Annotated in this window: 14 protein-coding genes and 1 riboswitch; of the genes, 4 read left to right on the forward strand and 10 right to left on the reverse strand. The window is 36.1% G+C overall.

The genetic code is table 11. The annotated features are described in order from the left end of the window. Positions 1–22: 22 nt before the first annotated feature. Positions 23–108: riboswitch (cyclic di-GMP riboswitch) on the reverse strand. Positions 109–397: 289 nt separating this feature from the next. After that, positions 398–1,051: a GGDEF domain-containing protein gene (locus tag ACAN52_RS15310; RefSeq protein WP_378955790.1), complete on the reverse strand. Its 654-nt coding sequence runs from the start codon at positions 1,049–1,051 to the stop codon at positions 398–400. A gap of 367 nt (positions 1,052–1,418) precedes the next feature. On the opposite strand from ACAN52_RS15310, the gene ACAN52_RS15315 reads away from it, so the two are divergent. Together ACAN52_RS15315 and ACAN52_RS15320 are read left to right on the forward strand one after the other, a co-directional pair. Further along, a complete protein-coding gene (locus ACAN52_RS15315) occupies positions 1,419–2,744 on the forward strand; it encodes a Na+/H+ antiporter NhaC family protein (protein WP_378955791.1) in 1,326 nt (441 codons plus the stop codon). Between the two features lie 133 nt (positions 2,745–2,877). Then, complete coding sequence (locus ACAN52_RS15320) at positions 2,878–5,421, forward strand: ABC transporter substrate binding protein (RefSeq protein WP_378955792.1); 2,544 nt, start codon at positions 2,878–2,880, stop codon at positions 5,419–5,421. An 82-nt stretch (positions 5,422–5,503) separates the two neighbouring features. Here the strand turns inward: ACAN52_RS15320 and ACAN52_RS15325 are convergent, their stop codons facing one another. From ACAN52_RS15325 to ACAN52_RS15345, 5 genes are all read right to left on the reverse strand, one after another. Beyond that, a complete protein-coding gene (locus ACAN52_RS15325) occupies positions 5,504–6,529 on the reverse strand; it encodes an aldo/keto reductase (protein ID WP_378955794.1) in 1,026 nt (341 codons plus the stop codon). A 436-nt stretch (positions 6,530–6,965) separates the two neighbouring features. Further along, complete coding sequence (locus ACAN52_RS15330; RefSeq protein ID WP_378955795.1) at positions 6,966–7,253, reverse strand: Dabb family protein; 288 nt, start codon at positions 7,251–7,253, stop codon at positions 6,966–6,968. Continuing rightward, entirely contained in the window at positions 7,250–8,377 is a 1,128-nt protein-coding gene (locus ACAN52_RS15335) for a DNA alkylation repair protein (protein WP_378955796.1), read from the reverse strand. Before ACAN52_RS15335 ends, ACAN52_RS15330 begins: the two co-directional genes overlap by 4 nt. 23 nt (positions 8,378–8,400) lie before the next feature. After that, entirely contained in the window at positions 8,401–8,739 is a 339-nt protein-coding gene (locus tag ACAN52_RS15340; protein ID WP_378955797.1) for a nuclear transport factor 2 family protein, read from the reverse strand. Positions 8,740–8,955: 216 nt separating this feature from the next. Beyond that, positions 8,956–10,356, reverse strand: coding sequence for an anion permease (locus tag ACAN52_RS15345; RefSeq protein ID WP_378955798.1), 1,401 nt, complete (start codon positions 10,354–10,356; stop codon positions 8,956–8,958). A gap of 401 nt (positions 10,357–10,757) precedes the next feature. Between ACAN52_RS15345 and ACAN52_RS15350 the strand changes: the two genes are divergently transcribed. Both ACAN52_RS15350 and ACAN52_RS15355 read left to right on the forward strand, forming a co-directional pair. Next, positions 10,758–11,966, forward strand: coding sequence for a metallophosphoesterase (locus ACAN52_RS15350; protein ID WP_378955799.1), 1,209 nt, complete (start codon positions 10,758–10,760; stop codon positions 11,964–11,966). Between the two features lie 241 nt (positions 11,967–12,207). After that, positions 12,208–12,585 carry a pyridoxamine 5'-phosphate oxidase family protein gene (locus ACAN52_RS15355; RefSeq protein WP_378955801.1) on the forward strand — a complete coding sequence of 126 codons (378 nt, stop codon included), beginning with the start codon at positions 12,208–12,210 and terminating at the stop codon, positions 12,583–12,585. A 106-nt stretch (positions 12,586–12,691) separates the two neighbouring features. Here the strand turns inward: ACAN52_RS15355 and ACAN52_RS15360 are convergent, their stop codons facing one another. From ACAN52_RS15360 to ACAN52_RS15375, 4 genes are all read right to left on the reverse strand, one after another. Beyond that, a complete protein-coding gene (locus ACAN52_RS15360) occupies positions 12,692–13,726 on the reverse strand; it encodes a hypothetical protein (RefSeq protein ID WP_378955802.1) in 1,035 nt (344 codons plus the stop codon). Positions 13,727–13,747: 21 nt separating this feature from the next. Beyond that, positions 13,748–15,616, reverse strand: a complete 1,869-nt coding sequence (locus ACAN52_RS15365; RefSeq protein WP_378955803.1) for a glycoside hydrolase — start codon at positions 15,614–15,616, stop codon at positions 13,748–13,750. A gap of 1 nt (position 15,617) precedes the next feature. Further along, a complete protein-coding gene (locus ACAN52_RS15370) occupies positions 15,618–17,273 on the reverse strand; it encodes a glycosyltransferase (protein ID WP_378955849.1) in 1,656 nt (551 codons plus the stop codon). 264 nt (positions 17,274–17,537) lie between these two features. After that, positions 17,538–20,219, reverse strand: coding sequence for a polysaccharide deacetylase family protein (locus ACAN52_RS15375; RefSeq protein ID WP_378955804.1), 2,682 nt, complete (start codon positions 20,217–20,219; stop codon positions 17,538–17,540). Between the last annotated feature and the right edge of the window lie 8 nt (positions 20,220–20,227).

Consider the following 20,227-nt stretch of genomic DNA (forward strand, 5'->3'; position numbering starts at 1 on the left):
CCTAGGTTTCAATACCTCTTTCAAGGGTAACCTGGCAATCATAGACTGATAGTCCTTAGATCCATAGCTTTGCGTCCCTACTTTTCAGTAAGTTTGCCAAATATTTTTTTAGTCAATAAACATAGTTAAAATTTACATTTTTTACCAATAAAAAATTTAAGCAGAAAGGCTGTGAAGCAGATATTACTTCACAGCCTTTAGTTTTTCTAATCAGCTTGTTTATAAGGTTATCCCATTATTATTACTTTGTCAACACTTTTATTGATAATGACTATCATTGAGAATATTGTAAATATTAAGTCAATTTTTTAAAAGGATATCAATAACAATTAGCTATTGATCACATTGAAATTGTTAAGTAATAAGTTGTCCTTCGCACTGCTTTCTGTTATGAAAATTATCGTAAGCAATGATCTGTTTTCCTCTTTTTAAGTACATACATATTACGATCGGCGATGTTTATTAACTCATCGATTCTTTGTGCGTCCTGAGGATAGGTCGCAAATCCACTTGAAACAGTAATACTCATTTTTAAACTTCCAGATAGTTCTTTTAATTTTTCTTCAAAGCGATGAACAATTACCTTAATATCATTTTCATCGGCATATGGCGCAATAATTAAAAACTCATCGCCCCCCCAGCGAGCAACCATATCACTTTTCCTGATATGAGTTAACAGCAATGTTGAAAGCTCTTGTAATACGAAATCTCCTTTTACATGTCCATGTGCATCATTGATGGTCTTAAAGTTGTCGCAATCTAAAAGAGCCACACTTAATTTCTCATTGTTTTTCTTCACCTTCGCCAAAAGAGTCGGGAAAATAGTGTTAATAAACCTTCGATTATAACAACCTGTTAGACTATCTTTTTCCGAAAAAAATTTAACTTTATCATATTGGCCACCAGCTTTAAAAGCGATAAATAAAAAAATAACTCCAATGATCGGTGGAGCAGTCAGTGGATAACCCACATAAACATAGGCATATAGTCTCATAACTGTAATAGCCGTTAAAACAATGAGACAAGCAGCGATTCTTCCTGTATATTGCATATCGTCACCCTTCTATCCCAATATATACAATTCTAGAAAATACAGCATTAGTACATTTAATTAATCATTTGTAATTATTAAATCATTAATTAAATTCGTGAATAATGATTATTTACCTTTAATTTTCTTAATTTTTTTCGACTTACTAATTTACTATAAATTAAAGATATTACATTTTATGGTCTTATAAAGAAAACTTGACTTCAGTCCCCAGCCCAGACCAAAGTCTTAGTTACCCTTACTTCTAATCGAGAAAGTGTTATACTTTCTTTTGATTACGTAAAAAAACATGCCCTTTGCTTCTGTTATAATAATCATAGAGCGTATCGCAAAAAAATGATGAATTAACTACGAAAGAGGTGTTTTTTTGGAAACAATCCTAGTCTTTATTCTTTTCTTTGTTTCTCTGCTTATTAGCATTTACAACGAAGTATCAATACTCGTCCCTCTTCTGTTAGGACTTATTGGCTTTACTTTTGTATCCTTACGCAAAGGTTATAGGCTAAGTAGTTTATGTAAGATGATACTAAAAGGCTCACAAAAAGCCCTGATTGTCATTAAAATTTTTGTACTGATCGGCGCAATTACTGCGGTTTGGAGAGCTTGTGGCACAATTGCCTTTATCGTCTATTATGGAACAGCCTTCATGAGTGCAAAGTATTTCATACTGTTTGCATTTTTGTTATGCTGCATCGTATCTTTCTTGCTTGGAACTTCATTTGGCACTGTGGGAACGATCGGTGTTGTTCTTATGGTTATGGCCAAAAGCGGTAATGTAGATATCAATGTAACAGCAGGTGCAATCATTGCAGGTGCCTATTTTGGTGACCGTTGCTCCCCTATGTCCTCCAGTGCCAATCTCGTCGCAGCCTTAACAGATACGAAACTTTATATCAATATTAATAACATGCTTAAAACCACGATCATCCCGTTCTTACTCTCTATCATAGGCTATATTTATTTATCATACTTAAATCCTCTTGCCGTTTATAATCAAGAAATCGGATCTGAAATCTTAAATGCCTTTACGATCAATCCTATTGTATTATTTCCTGCTGTGATTATCCTCCTTCTTGCCGCTTTTAAGATTGATGTAAAACTCTCAATGGGTATCAGTATTTTATCTGGTATATTGATTGGATTCTTTGTTCAACACATTACATTTTTTCAAATGCTCGACTATATAACCACTGGCTACAAAATGGATAAAGTCAGTTTTTTCGCAGAGATCATACAAGGTGGAGGTCTCTACTCTATGCTTAAAGTTTCTCTGATTGTACTCATTTCTTCTGCTTATTCTGGCATTTTTGAAGGCACTGGTTTATTAAGTGAAATTGAAGTTTTTTTTGAAAGACTCAGCGACAAAATCAATTTGTATCCCGCCACAATACTTGCAAGTATCGTCACAGCCGCCTTTAGCTGCAACCAGACTCTTGCAATTATGCTTACTCATCAAATTCAATACAAGATCTATGAGAAAAAAGGTCTTGCCACCTACCAGCTTGCCCTAGACATAGAAAACACTGTCATATTAATATCAGCCCTTATCCCGTGGAATATTGCAGGAGCGGTCCCTGCAGCAGCCCTAGCTGCCGACTCAGGTTTCATCTTCTATGCATTTTATCTGTTTTTAGTACCACTCACTAATTTGTTCACACGAAAAATTCTCATTGAAGAAAGACTTCTTCAATGAGAATTTAATGCACATCCCTAAGCACTTAGTTATTAATGGGAACTATGCAGGAAATTTTTTCAATATGTCGAATTTTAAAAATTAGAAACATCATTAATACTCATTCGATATTAAAGGAGATTTAGTAATTATAGTGACATATATTAATACAAAAAAATGTATTTCTCTACTTTTCCTAATCGTACTCCTAATGATTAGTATCATCTTACCAGTCACGGCGCAAGGTATTACAAAAAAATCTGTTTTAGTGCTCAATTCCTATCACAAGGATTATAAATGGAGTGATAATATCGTCGAGGGAATCACTTCTGTCTTTGGTCCAAATGCCCAAAACATTGACCTACAGATTGAATATATGGATACACACAGAATCTCTGATAATGACTATATTGACCAACTCTCTAAGACATATAAATATAAATTTCAAGAAAAAAGATTTGACGTGATCATCGCCTCTGATGATCCAGCTTTTGCTTTCTTATTAAAGTACCATGACCAACTCTTTCCTAATACACCTATCGTTTTTTGTGGGGTCAATTATTTTGATGACTCAATGCTCACTGGGCAAACACTTTTTACTGGTGTTGTTGAAGGACAAGATATCAAGTCAACTCTCGATATTGCTTTAAAATTACACCCTGCCACTAAAAATGTATACGTCATTAATGACAATACCATGACTGGAAAATCCATTGAAAAAACGTTACAAGAAACAATTCCGCAATTTAAAGATCAAGTTAACTTCATCTCTTTAGAAGAGTATGATATGAATGAAATCAAAGAAAACGTAGCTCATCTACCTCCTGACAGTTTAGTCCTATTTTTGATTTTTTTTCAAGATCGATCAGGTAATAAATTTTCCTATTCAGAAAGTATCTCTCAGATTTCAGCAAGCAGTACCGTTCCTATCTATGGTGTATGGGATTTTTCTTTAGGTTCTGGGCTTGTCGGCGGAATGCTTACAAGTGGCTATTACCAAGGAGAACTAGCAGCTAATCTTGCCCAACGAATATTACACGGAGAAAAGCCTTCGAATATCCCCATTGTGAAAAATAGTCCAAACCATTATATGTTCGATCGTAGTCAAATGAAACGATTTAATATCAAACCGTCTGATCTGCCACAAGAAAGTATTATTATTAATGATACTTATTCTGGGAAAAAACAAATTCTAGTACTTAATTCATACCACAGCGGTATGGCCTGGACAGATAGCCTTATTAGCGGTATCAAGTCTATCCTCAATGCAAATACGGATATCGACGCATCTTATGAATTCATGGATACTAAACAAAATACAGGGCCAGAATATATTCAAAAACTTTATGAAATATATAAATATAAATTCCAAAATAAACATTTCGATGGAATTATTATTTCTGATGATGATGCTTATAACTTCTTACTCAAGTACGGTTGGGAGATTTTCCCCAACATACCCATTGTCTTTTGTGGTGTAAATTATTTTCAAGATAGTGATCTTGCTGATAATAAATTGATTACCGGTGTCCTAGAATTGGTTGACGTACAAAAAACCATTGAAATTGCACTGAAATTGCAACCGAACATCAAAAATATTGTCATTATTAATGATAAAAGTCTTACAGGGGAAGCAAATAAAAAATTATTAAATGATGTCATTCCAAACTTTTCTTACATCAATTTTATCTTTTATGAAGATATGAATATGTCTGAAATACAAGATCGTGTTGCTAAGCTATCAAATGATACAATCATCTTATTATTAAGTTTCAATAAAGATAAATCTAATAATATTTTTTCTTATGAGGAAAGCATTCGTATTATTGCCGAGACAGCGGTTGTACCAATTTATTCAGTTTGGGATTTTTACATGGAACGGGGTATCGTCGGCGGAATGCTCTCTAGTGGTTATTATCAAGGTGAGACCGCAGCATCGATGCTCTTACGTATACTAAATGGAGAAAAACCGCAAGATATACCCGTTGTAAAACAAAGCCCTAATAAATATATGTTCGATTACAAATATCTAGCTAAATATGACCTTAACCCAGCACTTCTACCTGCTGACAGCATTATCATCAACAAGCCCCTTTCAATTTTTGAAAGATATTCTACTTTTTTCTTGGCAGGATTGTTAGTCATTCTTTGTACAGTCTCAATCACTCAACGTAAGAAAGCAAGAGATCAACTAAAAATTTTAAAAACGCCTGATTATCTAACGGGGATATTAAACCGCGGAACGGGCCTAGCTTTCCTGCAACAGGAAATCGACCATTCAAGTAAAAACAATAGTAAACTCACAGTTATTTTTACAGATGTAAATCACCTAAAGATAGTGAATGATACTTATGGACACCAAGCAGGCGACAACTTAATCCAAGCTACCAGTCAATTGCTTCTTAAAAAGTTGCGTAAGTCTGATGCCGTATGCAGATTTGGTGGTGATGAATTTTTACTCATATTACCAGGTTGTGACCGAGGGCAAGCCATGGAACTGTGGAGAAAAATTGAAGACTGCATTGATTTCTATAATAGCGAACAACACCATAACTATCCTCTCAGCGTGAGCCATGGATTTGCTGAATATGATCCTACAGACCCTATTTCAGTAAACGATCTCATTAACAAAGCTGATACAGAGATGTATGCTGCCAAACGTCTATATAAGTTAACATTAAAAGAAAAATCTCGTTGATTTCTTTCACTTTTTACTCACAATGAAATTCAGCATAAAAAAAGTCTAATCATGCAGTCCGAAAACCGCATGATTAGATTTTTTATTTTTTCATATAACCTTCGTAGAATTCATAATACTTCTTCAGTTCTCTTTTTAAGAGGTTTGGCGTATCAAGCTCATAGGGACAATGATTTTTACAGTGGCCACACTCTATACATTGATTGATTAAATCCATCTTTCCCTTAAAGCTATCTTCCATGAATGGTTGATAGGGTGCTCTTGCCAAAAGCAGTGATATTCGTGCCTGAGTCGGTATTTCAATTCCGACAGGACAGGGCATGCAATATCCACATCCACGACAAAAATTCCCCGCCAATTCGGTCTGATCCTTATGAATCAGTTTCCACATGGCCTCATCTAACACAGGTGGATTTTTTTCTAACGCTATAAACTCTTCTAGTTCACTCATTTTTTGAATTCCCCAGATCGGTACCACATTATCGAATTGTCTTAAAAAAGCAAAGGTAGTGGAAGCATTGGTAATTAATCCACCTGATAGCCCTTTCATGGCAATCACGCCAATATCTTTTTTCTTGCAGAGATCAATCAGTTTTAAATCTTCATCCGATGAAAGAGAGTTTAAAGGAAATTGAATGGTATCATACAACTCTGACTCTGCGACCTGCATCGCTGTTTTTATATTATGATTTGTAAATCCAATGAAACGGATCATACCTTTTTGTTTTGCCTCTACTAAACCTGAATAAAGGCTTTCAGCATCTTCAGGATTTGGTATTTCTTTAGGGTTATGTAATTGCAAAAGATCTACATAGTCCGTTTTTAAATTTTTTAAGCTGGTTTCTAGGTGACTAAATAGGGTTTTCTTATCCTTGGCTTGGCTCTTCGTCGCAATGATAATATGACTTCTTACATCGGCAAGAGCATAACCTAGCTTTTCCTCACTATCCGTATACATGCGGGCCGTATCAAAAAAATTTATCCCATGATCATAAGCCGCTCTCAATATCCTTTTAGTTTCTTCAAAGGAAATGCGTTGTATCGGCAATGCGCCAAACCCACTTTTACTCACCATTAAATTCGTACGCCCCAACCTAATCTTATCCATTTGAATATCCTCCTCGCTTTTCTTTCAATTATTTATATTAAGGCATTACAAAGGAAATCGTTACATGCTGTTATTTCTTTATTAATTTTTTCATATCCTGTTTATAATACCCAATATTTAGAGTGCAAAATACTATAGAAGAATGATCGTTTTTATTGATTTTACGTAAAAAAATTCTTAACTCCTTACATTCGCTATCATTCCATAATGTCCTTGGAATCCATCACTTTATTTCCATTTAATTCTACTCTTTACTCTACTCTCCTTTCTAATTGATCAGTTATTAATGCCTTACCTTAAAAAAAACCTTCCAATGAGAACGGTTAAACCGCGCTATTAGAAGGTTTTTCTATACTTTTTATTTCCCAGAAATAGTCTGCTACAGCCATCACAAGCAATCGACTGATATCAGCAATAAACGATCCCACACGCTAACTTAAGATTCATAACATACTGCTGCGCCCGTTTCTAAGACACTGATGATGTATTTGGATACTTCCGTATGTACTGGATGTATTAAATAAGCATCAAAATCTTCCATGGAATCAAATTGAGTAATCAATATTATATCATAGGATGCCTCTCCATGACGTATATCAACTTCTACTTTTAAATCCCGAAGACATTCAATTTTCCCCCGCATACTCAGCAGTACGTCTCTGGTTTTTATAATATTTTCACTATTTCTTTCCTTTAATTTGAGAAGTAGATTATTTGTAATCATTCTCGTAACCTCCCATTGTTATTTGTTACTAGCTCCAGTACAGAATGAGCAACTTCACATCCGTTAACCAATAGTACAATTCGATGTTGACCTGGGTAATGTCGACGGGTCGTCAGATTTGACCAACGATGGGTCCGTGTTCCACTAAGCTGTACACCACCGGATACTGTTTTATCCGATAGCAGAAAAATTTTGCGAGATGTCTGCCCTCTGGCCTTCACAAAATCAATTCCATATTCCGTGCGTATGCGTGCTGATTCTCCTTCCCGCATACAAACTTCATACCGCAGCTCACAACTTTCACCGATCTTCAGCACAGTTGGCTCTACTACCAACGACGCATGGGTGATTAAAGGGGTTGCCCCGATTGTTTCTGCATAACCAAACAAAGACATCACCACTGGATCTGCCTTACGGATCAATGTTCGGCAGCCATGCCGTAGGATCCAATCCGTATTTAAATGCACACCTTTCCAGCGACGAACGATTTCAAGTACAACCATCGGATGATCTTTCGAAATGTCGTTTAAGTTATTCGCAACGCTTTTTCGCACATAAAGAGATGAATCATTCTTCAATATCTCCAGTACATCAAGTACGAGAGAGGGATCCTCTTTGAACATTGAAAGTGCCTCACCCCAGGGTAACCGAGGTCGGCATCCCTCGCTGGCAAGTCGCCTGACATGTTCATTTGAATGCTTCGACCATTGTACCATCTGAGACATCATCTTCTCAGGATCACGTTGCAGAAAGGGTCTTACAGCAAATTCCGCGGAAGACCTTATGGTAAAGCGTTCTAATGCTTTCATGGAAAGTTCCCAGTGTTCCTCCGCCTGACCATATACCGCTACAAAATCAGGAAAGAATAAATATGGAAATCCCACACACTCCTCATCAATAGCGAATAAAATATCCATAGAATCCTCATATCGATTGGGTAAATGCCCTCTAAGTATTTCAGTAATCCGTCGCATTCGTTCTTTTAAGGCAAGTTCATTCCATGTATGATCCATTACCTTGGCAATGAATTGTTCTATATCAAAAGCATCATATACATCATGTACCTTTACGCTAAATTGACGTAGAAACTCTTCATTATAGACATCCTTCAAAGGCTGCGGCATATTTGATTTCCTCCCTATGAAAATTACTCACCAGCCAGTCGGATGCTCAAGGTAGAAATTTTGTCGTCACTGATTGTTAAATGATAATCCAGAGGAATTGGACTCCCCTCAAAATTACCTGAAACCTGGACAGTGAGGACCATTTCATTATCCTTTCTAACAAATTGAATGGCTTCTAAGGTTACTTTATATTTTTCATTGACAATGTCAAGCCATTTTTTGATAGCAATAGGTCCGCAAATTTCCTCGCCTTCATCGTAGACAACAGCATTGTCTGCAAAATAGGCCGTTACTGCATCACTATCGTGATTATTTTTTGCTTGGACAAAATCTGAAATTAGCTTTGGTAATTCTATAAACATAATATCCTCTCCTACTTATTTTATTCACTTCAAGTTTTATTTCAATTATACATAAAGTAATATGACAACTATATGTCATATTATCTTTGATCATCATGATATTTTTTATAAAGTCAAATGATAATCTCGCATATAACTGTTCACTACAAAAAGCGTCTTGCTAAGGAATGACATTCCTTAGCAAGACGCCTCATACTACACTATTAATTTATGATTCTACCAATAACCTAGAACCTTCCACCATAAGCCACCAACTCCCACCCATATCACAATATGCATGAGAGAGACAATAAATCCAAGCTTCCACCAAGTCTTTTGGTCAACATAGCCCGCCCCAAAATAAACAGGAGATGGACCTGAGCCAAAGTGTGTTAAACACCCACAGATATTTGAAGCCATCGCTACGACGAAAGCCGAAATGAATGGCGGTGCACCTGAAGCAACACCCAATGTAATCAAAGCACCATACATCGAGGTGATGTGAGCTGACATACTTGCAAAGAAATAATGGCTATATAAGTAAATCACGAAAGATAGTAAAACGGCCGCAACCATACTAACTCCCACCATCTGGTTCTCTAGTATTTTGGCAAACCACGGAATAAAACCAGTTTTATTTAAATAATCGGACATTAAAATAACGCTACCTACCCAAACTAGAGTATCCCATGCTTTTGTTTCTTTAATTACATGATCCCATGTAAGAACTTTAGTAACAAGTAAGACACAAAGCCCCATAAAGGCAATTAATGTACCATTGAGTTTAGTGATTTCAGCTGTTGCCCACAATGCCAAGAGCCCGATAAATACGGCCATCATAATTTTTTCGCCTCTTGAAATCGGCCCCATTTCTGTTAATACCTTGTTCGCCATTTCTCTAGCTTCTGGAGTTTTCTTGATTTCAGGCGGATAAATTTTATATAAAACATATGGAATAGTAATAAGTGCTACAACACCAGGAACAACGGCTGCAATAAACCAGCTCATCCAAGTTATATCAACATTTAAGATTTTTTTTGCCATCTCAGCAGCAATAGGATTTCCTACCATAGCTGTCATGAACATGGCCGAAACAACGAAATCAATATGAAAAATAGATGTCATCAAAAAAGCGCCAATCTTTCTCGATGAGGCTCCTGGATGAGAATCAAAGGCTTGAGCCAAACTAGCAACGATAGGAAAAACAAGTCCCCCTGCTCTTGCCGAATTGGAAGGAATAGCGGGTCCGATGATGATATCACTGATCACCAGAGAATACACTAACTTAAGGCTGCTATTACCAAAAGATCGCATCACTAAGTACGCAATACGCTTACCAAGCCCTGTAATAATAAATGCTCGCGCTAAAATAAATGCTGAAACAATCAGCCATACAGTACTCCCACTAAACGCTGTTAATACTTCATTAAATTTTATAGTATTAGTCAAAGCTGTTAAAACCAGCGCGATCAAAGCGACAGAGCCTGCTTCAATCGGTTGTAAAATAAAACCAAGAACTGTACCCATAAAAATGGCAAACAAATGCCAAGCTTGTGGCTTAAGACCTGCTGGAACTGGACTAAACCAGATCGCTAACACGACCCCTACTGTGAGTAATGCTGCAAGCTTTTTACTCATAAGAACACTCCCTTTTTATTACTATTATCTGAAAAATCCTTCACAATAGTATCACGTAACAAGGACTGGGAGAAGTTTTTGTTCTTTTTATTCTTTTTGTTCATAAATTTTTGCCTCTATTTTTGCTTCTCGTCTTTTGTAATTCAAAATGATTTCTTTATTTTTCTGTTTAAAGCAAAATAAAGACTGATCTATAAAAACAATTCATTTTTATAGATCAGCATTTATCTTTTTACTAACTAGAGATTCTTTGGTTAACTCGATTGTCAACGGAATTTATGATACACTAAAAAGATAAATAAAGGTGGAGTCGATTACAGCATAGTGGGAGAAATTCACCAACAAGATCGATCTCATAATAGTCAAGATAGAGGGAATTAAATTATTTTTCGGAGGTATCTATGCGATTTATTTATACTGTTACCGTCATCGTACTATTAACGACTTTCATAAGTTGGCTAAACCATCGACTGCTATCCCGATTATTCCCTTTTTACCGGGCAAAAATTATAAAGTATGGTTACTCCCTTATGACGCTCATCACAATTTTCGTCGTAGGATATGGCTTTGCAAAACGTCCACCATTTTCCACTATTGAAAATCAAGTTGATCACTATTGGGCTTATGGTGCATTAGATTGGCTATTTGGCCAATTGATTCTCTTTAGTTTCCAACCATTGATCTATGTCGCCCACAGATTCATTAGAGGAAAAACTCAGGCCGCTGTGAAAAATAGTAACTCTTCGACAACGGGAATGACACGTCGTGACTTCTTACATAATACCTTAGCAGTTGCGCCAGTCGTTGCCATCGGAATTAGTACAAACGGAATTTATGAAGCGCAGACCAATATGATACTACAACGCTATTCACTTTCAATGCCTGATCTCCCCTCCAATCTTAATGGATTTAAAATCGGACAAATAAGTGATACCCATTTAGGACCTTATTTTGATTTAAGCAAACTGGATACTGCAATTAAATTGCTTGCTCAAGAGAAACCTGACATTGTGGTCATTACAGGTGATTTTGCTGATGACCTCAATCTATTAAAGCCTGCGATTGATCGATTCAATAAACTTGAACCATCCATTCCTCATGGTATTTATTTTTGTTTGGGGAATCATGATTATTTTCGAGACATTACCATGGTGCGCGCTGAATTAAATAAAAGTAGAATCAAAAATCTTGAAAATGAAAGTATCCTATTAGTACCTGGCGAACGCCCATTTTATCTGCTGGGAGTTGAATATCCATGGGCAAGTAATAATGCACAAAGTGGTATAAATGTGAGTGTGAGTAGAAGGCAACAAAATTTTGCAGCAGCAAACCAGAATGTTCCATCGAATGCATTTAAAGTGTTAATTGCCCATCATCCTGATGCCCTCATTGACGGTTTCGCTGCACAAATACCCTTAACGATTACCGGTCATACTCATGGTGGTCAAGTCGTAATTGGTGGCAAATCACTGCTGTCAAACTATGCCTATATGCGTGGTCTCTATCAGGAAAATGGGGTCTATGGTTATGTGAGCAGCGGAACTGGACATTGGTTCCCTCTCCGAATTGGCTGCCCTGCTGAGGTAAGCCTGTTTACGTTACAAGGTTAAATCACATCCATTGTCACTAAAAACTGACCCCCTATTTTATTTTAAAATTGCCCCTATAATATGAGATATGTTTATTTTATAATATCAATATCTCATATATACTTCATGATTGGCGATTGTCATTGGTATTCAGCAATTAAGTATACATTGCAATATAGTCATGGGATATACTAATTGTATCAAGCCACGACTGAGTAAATCATTAATTAGCTTTTATTTAAAACAGAAAGGATGTATTTTTATGCTTAACGAAAAATTATTGGACGTACTCTCTCATCCCGCAGATGGATGTATCTCCATTGTGACCAGTGGTGATGATGGCCCTCATTTAGTGAATACTTGGAATAGCTATATAGAGGTTACACCTGAGGACAAATTATTAATTCCAGCTGCAGGCTTTAATAAAACAGAAAAAAACCTTAGCACTCATAACAATGTTCTTCTTTCGATTGCCAGCAGAGAAATCGACGGCTACAGAGGAAAAGGAACAGGTTTTATCGTGAAAGGTACTACCCGCTTTATAACATCTGGCGAAGATTTTGATCGTATGAAAGAAAAATTCTCATGGATTCGTACAGTATTGGAAGTAACAGTAACAAGCGCCAAGCAAATGCTTTAAAATACACCTACCACACGGCTAGAACTACATCCACGTATTGATACCTTAGGGATGATCGATGAATAAAAAAACCAGCAACTCGTGAGAGTGCTGGTTTTCTTATTATTCATTTTATTTTGTTGATATCCACATTTCCACCAAGACGCCACAGACTGATGTTATTTTCGCCTTGCTTTTTAGCAATCGCTATCCAGTAATTTAAAGTTTTCACATCAGCATACCAAACTTCATAGGTCACACCCATGTCCTTATAATTAAAAACTACGCATTGGCTTTCTTCATCTCTTTTGGTTTCAACGCCATATGTCACTGCAAGGATTTTTGCGTCCACTTCTGTCAAAAATCTTTTTTCACCGTTGTCACCCCACACGCAACCTCCTGTGGAGAACGCAACTGATCTTTCACCAGGTAAGACTTTCATGCGAGTTGATATCTTCTCGATAAATTCCTTATTAGCCTTAGCTCCCGGCTCGCTATGCAATCCGTAAAGATTGTAAAACATGACTACATATTGGGGTCCTCTAACGAAATCAATACTGGTGAAAGGTGTACTCGGTTCCAGTACAATCCTTAGATCCAAATTATTTTCTAAGGATTTTTTATAAAGTTTTTCAGCAAATGTTAAAAAAGACTGTCCGATTTTTCCATCTTTCCATATTCTTTCATAATCAATTTCAATACCATCATATCCGCCCTGCAAAGTCAGTACAATAATATCGTCAATATGTTTCTCCATAGATATCTCATCGGAAAATAGCCTGCGCAGAACTTCTATATCTTTCATCACAACCACTCCGTCAATGGTTTGCTTATCATTGACAAAAGTAAGATAGGTTTCATATTTTCCTTTCTTCTTTTTTAGTTCATTTTTTTTATCGCTCAATTCTTTTGGTATGAAAACTCGGTCATTGTTGTCAAAATATGCAGCAAAATAAGAAACTTGATCCAGTCTCTCCCCTATTCTATCCAAATCCTTTTCACCTGCATCTAAATCCCAATAAGCTACCCATGCCGATCTTTTTGTTGGTTCTTTGCTTACGGCATTGGCAGCAGACCGACTATGGTAAGTACATCCTAGCAAAATAACAAAGACAGATGCATATATAACCCCTTTTAAAATCCTACACAAGATAGTCCTCACCCACTTACTTCCTCCTGCTAATTACAAATTTACAATAAACCAGTTTATTAGAGCTTCCCATAGTTGCTTCACTTTAAATAGGATGGCATCAATGCCTTGCCTTCTACTATCAAATAAAATTTGTTCTTTTTCTGCCCCCGTATTTTCAGTAATCACTAACTTTTCAAATACACCATCATATACATCATCTGCCAAATTCCTTTGACTCCAGCCGTAACCTCCCCATGCCGTTTCAAGATAAACAGCACCTGCTTTTCTATCAGATACTTGTAAATCCTTGATAGCCTCTTTGCCATCTACCATAATACTAATCTGATCTCCCTTAAGAAACATTGATAGCATCCGTTCACCTTTCTCATGAACACTAAGATCAGGTATATATTCCTCCGCGCCTTCTGCCACTGTAACGGCGTTTTCCAGATTTTTATCTTTCAATTTTTCTACGTAAATCTTTGCTTTTTCAGCAGAATCCGCATATTTTACGAAAGTTTCTAGTTCTCGTATTTCAGCGGCTTTTTTATCTTCGGGGATTGATAGACTTTCTTTGCCATCATGTTTATCTAAGTTTAATTTAAACAATTCTTTTTCAAGACCGTCAGTTTTTTCCGTAACATAGAGAATGTTGTTGAAAATAGAGATGGATAAAAATCTGTTTAAAGTTTCATCTGCTCTAAAATATATTTTTTGTAAACCAAGTTTATTACCCTTTATGATTACGGAAGCTTTTAAGTCTTCAAAATCACTGCTATTTTTTAAACGCACTAATCCTTTATCTTTAGGCAAAGAGGTTAAAATCATGGTTTCCCCTTGAATCTCCGTTGCGCCTTTCAAAGTTTCCCATGTTTTTTGTTTGTCCAAATCGCCTTTGACAAATTCCAAATCTTGATTGATATCATATTTTATACGCATCAGCAAATGATTGGTGTACCAATACGCTTGTGGTTGCATTCTTGTTAAATCATAAATACTGCTGTTTCTCTGATTGAAGGAAAAACCTTCTCTGTTGAAATTCATTTTAAACAGTGTTTTAATCCAATATTCATTCATAGCACTTACTTTATCATTATTACCGAAGCTTCCTGTATTGGAGTGCATTAATATATACATGTTAGGGACATAACCAATAGACTTTGTATAAATATCTTGTAGCACTTCATAATCATAACTTATGCGTTTTTTCATCTTAGCATTGCTTTCTTTGGGAATACCATATTCATCACGTATATAATCCATTACATAATGATTATATTTACGTCCCAAATAAGGGGCAATTCTAGCGTGTTCCAGTGGACTTAATTCACCTAAATAATTGTTGTATCGATCAAACACATTAATAAATGCCAGTCGATACCCATTGGTACCCATTTCCCAAAAAGTCGTTTTTTCAAGTTCTATTAGTTCTTTAGGCATTAAAAATTTAGGGTCTTTTTTTTCAAATTTTTCCGGATATGTCAGCATTGTTGCTTTAAAATTTAAGTCTTCCAAAATTTTTTGCGAAAAAACAGCTGTATCTCTCCTACCATCTTCAAAAATTAGAAATAATGATTTTTCTGGCAGTTTTTTTCCTGATTGATAGTAGTTTAAAACATCTTGTTGTGTGATGGTTACATACCCAATCTCCTTGAGTGCCTGCAAATGTTCACGCAAACGTTTTTCTCCGATTAGATTTTGATTGCCTATTCTTTCTACACCAAAATAAGCAAGAGAAACAAATCCTTTATCCCCTGAAAATTTTGCATCTTTCTCTGTATATGGCTCATAGTTTTTTAGGGTGAATAATGCGGCTATTCCGATAAAAATTATTGCAAGGATGATCATTATTTGTATCACTACACGTATCAATTTTTTTCTATTTTTCCGGTCAGTAAATTTTTGATTTGATATCATCATCTTATGCCCTCTTATGCTTTCCGCGATTCTTTTTCAACAGCTCCGCAAGGTCTGCCGGAGTCATACGTGTTCCCCATGTAGTTTTCCAAAAAGTAAACCAGGCAATCGGCATTTGCCACAAAAGTACGGCTTCATAATATAGACAAAACCATAGCCCAAAAATCCATGTTGAACTTTTTCTAAGAAACAATTGAGCCATACTCATCAGCAATGCCATTAAGGAGATACCGATGATAAATGTCAATGGAAACACTCTTTGCGCAATTGGAACATAAAGCATATTATAAAGAACGATAAACGGTGCTAAGACGGGTACGAGAACACCCATATAAAAAGATAAAGCCATAAAGGGTTCTTTTTTCCACATAAACCGAGCGGCAATCAGAGATTCTCTAAGCCATGAACGCTTCCAACGCATTTGCTGTTTTAAAAAGATGTGATGTGTATTGGGTACAATCGTATTACAGATGGCAGTATCTTGATAACCAGTACGATATTCCCTTAATATGAAATTAGTCATGCTTCGATCATCACCAAATGTGGCCTTTTCCCCCCAGAACCTTTGGTTTAACCACGCATCCATATAGTTAATAACCAAATCTTTTCTGTAACAAGAAAGAGGACCCGATAAGCATGTGACTGCATCAAAATAGCTTTCTGCCGCTTTCATGATGCGAAAGGCGATAAAATACCTTACAGCCTGTATTTTCGTAAGTGCATTAGTATAAGTGTTGGCGACGTCGGTTCTACCCGAAACGCCACCCATTTTTGTATCCTTGAAGGGCTGGACGATATTACGAATGGCAAAGGGATCTAAAAAGCTGTCTGAATCAACAAACACAATCAATTCATGTCGCGCCATTAAAGCTCCTTTGGCCAAAGCATGTCGCTTACCTGCATTTTTTTCCTGACGAACATAATGAAGCCTATTTTCAAGATCATAACGTTTCTCTTTATTTTTAAGTTCTTCTATTATTTCTTTAACTTTTTCAAAAGATTGATCATCAGAGCAATCATCAACGACAATCACTTCCAATTTATCGATCGGATAATGTTGATTAATACAGCCTAAAATCGTTTTTTTTATCCACTGTTCTTCATTGAAACAAGGAATAATAATCGTGGTGCCTGGTGTAAAGTCTATATCGATTGAAATAGATCGATAAAAAATTGCGAACAAATATCTGGTGAGTAAAAAGGTCGTCGCAATAATACTATACATATATAGCACTTTATTAAATTTAAAATACAGTACACTCTCTGCCCTCATTAGAATAATGAAAATAGGAATAATAAATAAGAAAAATGCACCTACTAACAGCATATAGCGATGTTTCCTCTTTCTTGCATACTGTACCAATGATTCTGAAAACTCTACACCGCATACTACTTTTCCGCCTTCATTTTTATTAAAACGCTTATATTTAGCTGTAATATTAACTTTCATCTCATATCCCTCCGGCATAGTGCCAGGTGCTATGATAAATTTCAGTTTAATCTTGGATGCTTGACTTAAATCGTGGGCAACTTCCGGTGAAACTTGAAGCAACATACCAAGAGCTGATATATCAATTACTCTTCCAGAACATTTAACATGTTTCCCAACGCAACTATATTGGATGACAACATCATAATCAACCAAATAACGCCTGCCCATTGCTTCATTTTCTATAAGCTTTGAAATATCTTTTGGATCCCCATTACCCCTTAGTCCACGTCTATCCACATTTCCACGCAATTCTTCTTTGTCAGGTACTTTAGAAAGTAGCCTGCGGTCAGGTTTGGCAACAAGTAAAATATCTTCTTTTTTGATTTCTTGTTGAAATAACTTATTCACATTCCACTCTCCTGACATTTCTACGCTGCTTGCTAGCAGTAGCATAGAATAAATCCCTCTCGTTATAACTTATTGATGTTTCCTCTACTTTGGAAATTTATCATGGTTACTTAATTTCATTGATTGTTTGCGATGGCTTTGAGAATATCCATCTATTAAATAATCAGATAACCTGCCAACTTTAAACTTAGAAGGATCAGAATCCTCTTTAAGTTCATTTGCAGTCAACAATATATCTAAAGCCACTGGAGTATATATACAACTATCTCCCATATGCATAACTAAAATAGTACCTTTTTTTACTTCACCATTTTTTGTATAGACCCCATCTTTCATTGTTCTTACAAGTTGAGGAACGTCTTGGGCTTTATAATCATACGTGATTCCCGAACCGCAAATGATATATTCGTAACCAGTTTCAAACAAGGATTCAAAACCCATCTTGCTAATTGCCAACGTTGGTGGGCGGAAGAATCTGGTTAGAGCTAGTTTGTCATTGACAATGACATCTCCTGTGATATTTTGCAATTTTTGATATGCGGCGGCAAAGTCCTTGCTATATTCTTCTTTACTTTGAGTATTGATTTGCTTACCTGATTTCAAATCACGAACTACCATTGGCTTATGTTTATCAGAATGACTTCCAATGTCATGACCTTCCATGCCAATTGTTCGGAGCAGATTCGGGTTATCGACTACATGATTCGTAAGAATAAAGAATGTCCCTCGGACATTATGTTTGCGCAAGACATATAGTATTTTATTGATTGCGGCATCGGTTCCCCAATCGTCAAAAGTAAGGAAAATAACATTGTCATCTGTGTGTACGACTCCACTCTTATCGAGATGGCGAATCTCCATTTTTGAGAAGCCGAGCATGCGATCTTCATAAGTAACTTCCTCGTTTCCAATATAACGCTTAGCAGCTTCGGCTAGGAAATTTGCTTTGTCAATAGTTACTCCATACTTATCATTTCTCAAGGATTCTGGAATCTTTTTCGCATCTATTGGATATTGATAAGTAAATTTAGTATTATTAAGAATTTCACCTACTGGCTTAAGTCTATACTGAGAGTCATTTTTTAGATTTTTTGCAGGATTATCATACGATGTTGCATAGGCGATATTATCTACTTTGTTTTGTTTGATTGTTTCCAGTAAATCGCCAATCAATTGGTCGTGAGTATAATAATCCATTCTAAAATGTATAATCTGCCCACGAGATAAAGAAGGTCTAAAATTCCCAAAAATTTCTGAAATGACCTGATCCGCTGAAGTATAATCCTTATGTTTGCTTTGTACAACATTGATTGATTGACCAATCAACTTACATCCCAAAGCTAAAACGACTTCTTTTGTTGTATCTGATATGGCGCCCCATGGTTGTTTTACTAAGTCTGTTGTTATACCGAACTGCTCTTGTAGCATCTTTTGGCAGTTCATAATATTACTCTGAGTTTCATCAAAGGTTTCTCCATCTTTCGGTCTTATCCCAACACCGATCTCGTGCCCATTTTCAATGATTTTTCTCAGTGTTTGAGGATACTTTTTGATTTCTGTTTCCATTACAAAGAACGTGCCTTTAATACCGAGATGATTCAATCTTTCGAGTACATCCTTTACTACTACTTGATTAGATAATCCTCCAAATGTATAGGCGAGTGCTGGTTCTGTTGTTGAAATCATTTTGATTTCTTTTGCCTTGTGATCCATCATCTCTGACGCATAGGCTGTACGACAGGTAAACAAATCAACAACCTGTTTTTGCATAAGAGCTGCTATTTTTACTAAAAAAGAAGAGTCGTTAACTTCTTTCGTATTTTTTATGCTATTTTGCAGCAAGGCAGTCTTAGGTGACTTTGGAATTATATTATTTTTCGAAAATTCTTCCACATAGACGGTAGTATAATTTGCCTTTTTAAGCCCGACTAAAAGTTTTTCTACGGCATCAACGACCTCTTTTTCGCTCAGTTCCACCTGTTTAGAAAGTTCTTTTAAACCAGGCTGTTTATCAATTGCCGGTCTTAAATCTGTTTTTCCCTGTTCGTTTACAATTGGTTCCACATTGCTTTTAAGCTTAACGGAGATAATACTTCCTGGTCTAATCGTGCGAACAAAATCATCCGCTGTAGTAAGAGCATTTATTTGCTTCACATTAAAAAAAACATCGTTTTTTACAACTTTATTAAAGCCACAGGCTTTCGCCGCTCGAAGCAATTCATCCGTATATTTTGTATCATTGCATTTTAAAAGATTTGGATCTTCATCAGTGGTCATTTTGATAATTTTTTGAGCACGGCAAAAATCTGTGACCAATCTTTCTACAGGCAAATTTTCCATTTTACCCATGCCTAACAGTGTATAATTTTCTATTCTTTGTCCTTCATCCCTAATTTTTACAACTATTTTTGGTTCCTCAGCAGTCTGCATACCATCAACAAAAAATGTCGCCTTCGCATTATATTTTTTTAATAGATCCAAAATCTGTTGCACGATAGTAGGGTCTGCCAGCCCATCAAAAGTTAAGGCAATATGGCGCTGTCCACTATTACTACGGGTAATGACTCCTGCCTTCTCCTGATTTTTTTTCATTTTCTCTAAAGCTTGCACAATATCTTCATCCGCATTATAGGAACTTAACACATTGGTACTAGCAGGATGTGAGCTATTTATTTTTGGCGTAAAGAAATCTTTAAAGAAAAACACCCCCATCAGACAACCACATATAACCAGAGCCAGTGATAATCCAATTTTTTTGTTTTTCATGTCTATCA

This window comes from Pelosinus sp. sgz500959 (assembly GCF_042610375.1).
In the GTDB taxonomy this organism is placed as follows: domain Bacteria; phylum Bacillota; class Negativicutes; order DSM-13327; family DSM-13327; genus CTSoil-075.

Coding starts and splice junctions, on each gene's coding strand:
- ACAN52_RS15355 (WP_378955801.1), top strand. CDS start 12,208: ATGCTTAACGAAAAATTATTGGACGTACTCTCTCATCCCGCAGATGGA.
- ACAN52_RS15310 (WP_378955790.1), bottom strand. CDS start 1,051: ATGCAATATACAGGAAGAATCGCTGCTTGTCTCATTGTTTTAACGGCT.
- ACAN52_RS15340 (WP_378955797.1), bottom strand. CDS start 8,739: ATGTTTATAGAATTACCAAAGCTAATTTCAGATTTTGTCCAAGCAAAA.
- ACAN52_RS15345 (WP_378955798.1), bottom strand. CDS start 10,356: ATGAGTAAAAAGCTTGCAGCATTACTCACAGTAGGGGTCGTGTTAGCG.
- ACAN52_RS15370 (WP_378955849.1), bottom strand. CDS start 17,273: ATGGGCAGGCGTTATTTGGTTGATTATGATGTTGTCATCCAATATAGT.
- ACAN52_RS15325 (WP_378955794.1), bottom strand. CDS start 6,529: ATGGATAAGATTAGGTTGGGGCGTACGAATTTAATGGTGAGTAAAAGT.
- ACAN52_RS15365 (WP_378955803.1), bottom strand. CDS start 15,616: ATGATGATATCAAATCAAAAATTTACTGACCGGAAAAATAGAAAAAAA.
- ACAN52_RS15330 (WP_378955795.1), bottom strand. CDS start 7,253: ATGATTACAAATAATCTACTTCTCAAATTAAAGGAAAGAAATAGTGAA.
- ACAN52_RS15350 (WP_378955799.1), top strand. CDS start 10,758: ATGCGATTTATTTATACTGTTACCGTCATCGTACTATTAACGACTTTC.
- ACAN52_RS15335 (WP_378955796.1), bottom strand. CDS start 8,377: ATGCCGCAGCCTTTGAAGGATGTCTATAATGAAGAGTTTCTACGTCAA.
- ACAN52_RS15375 (WP_378955804.1), bottom strand. CDS start 20,219: ATGAAAAACAAAAAAATTGGATTATCACTGGCTCTGGTTATATGTGGT.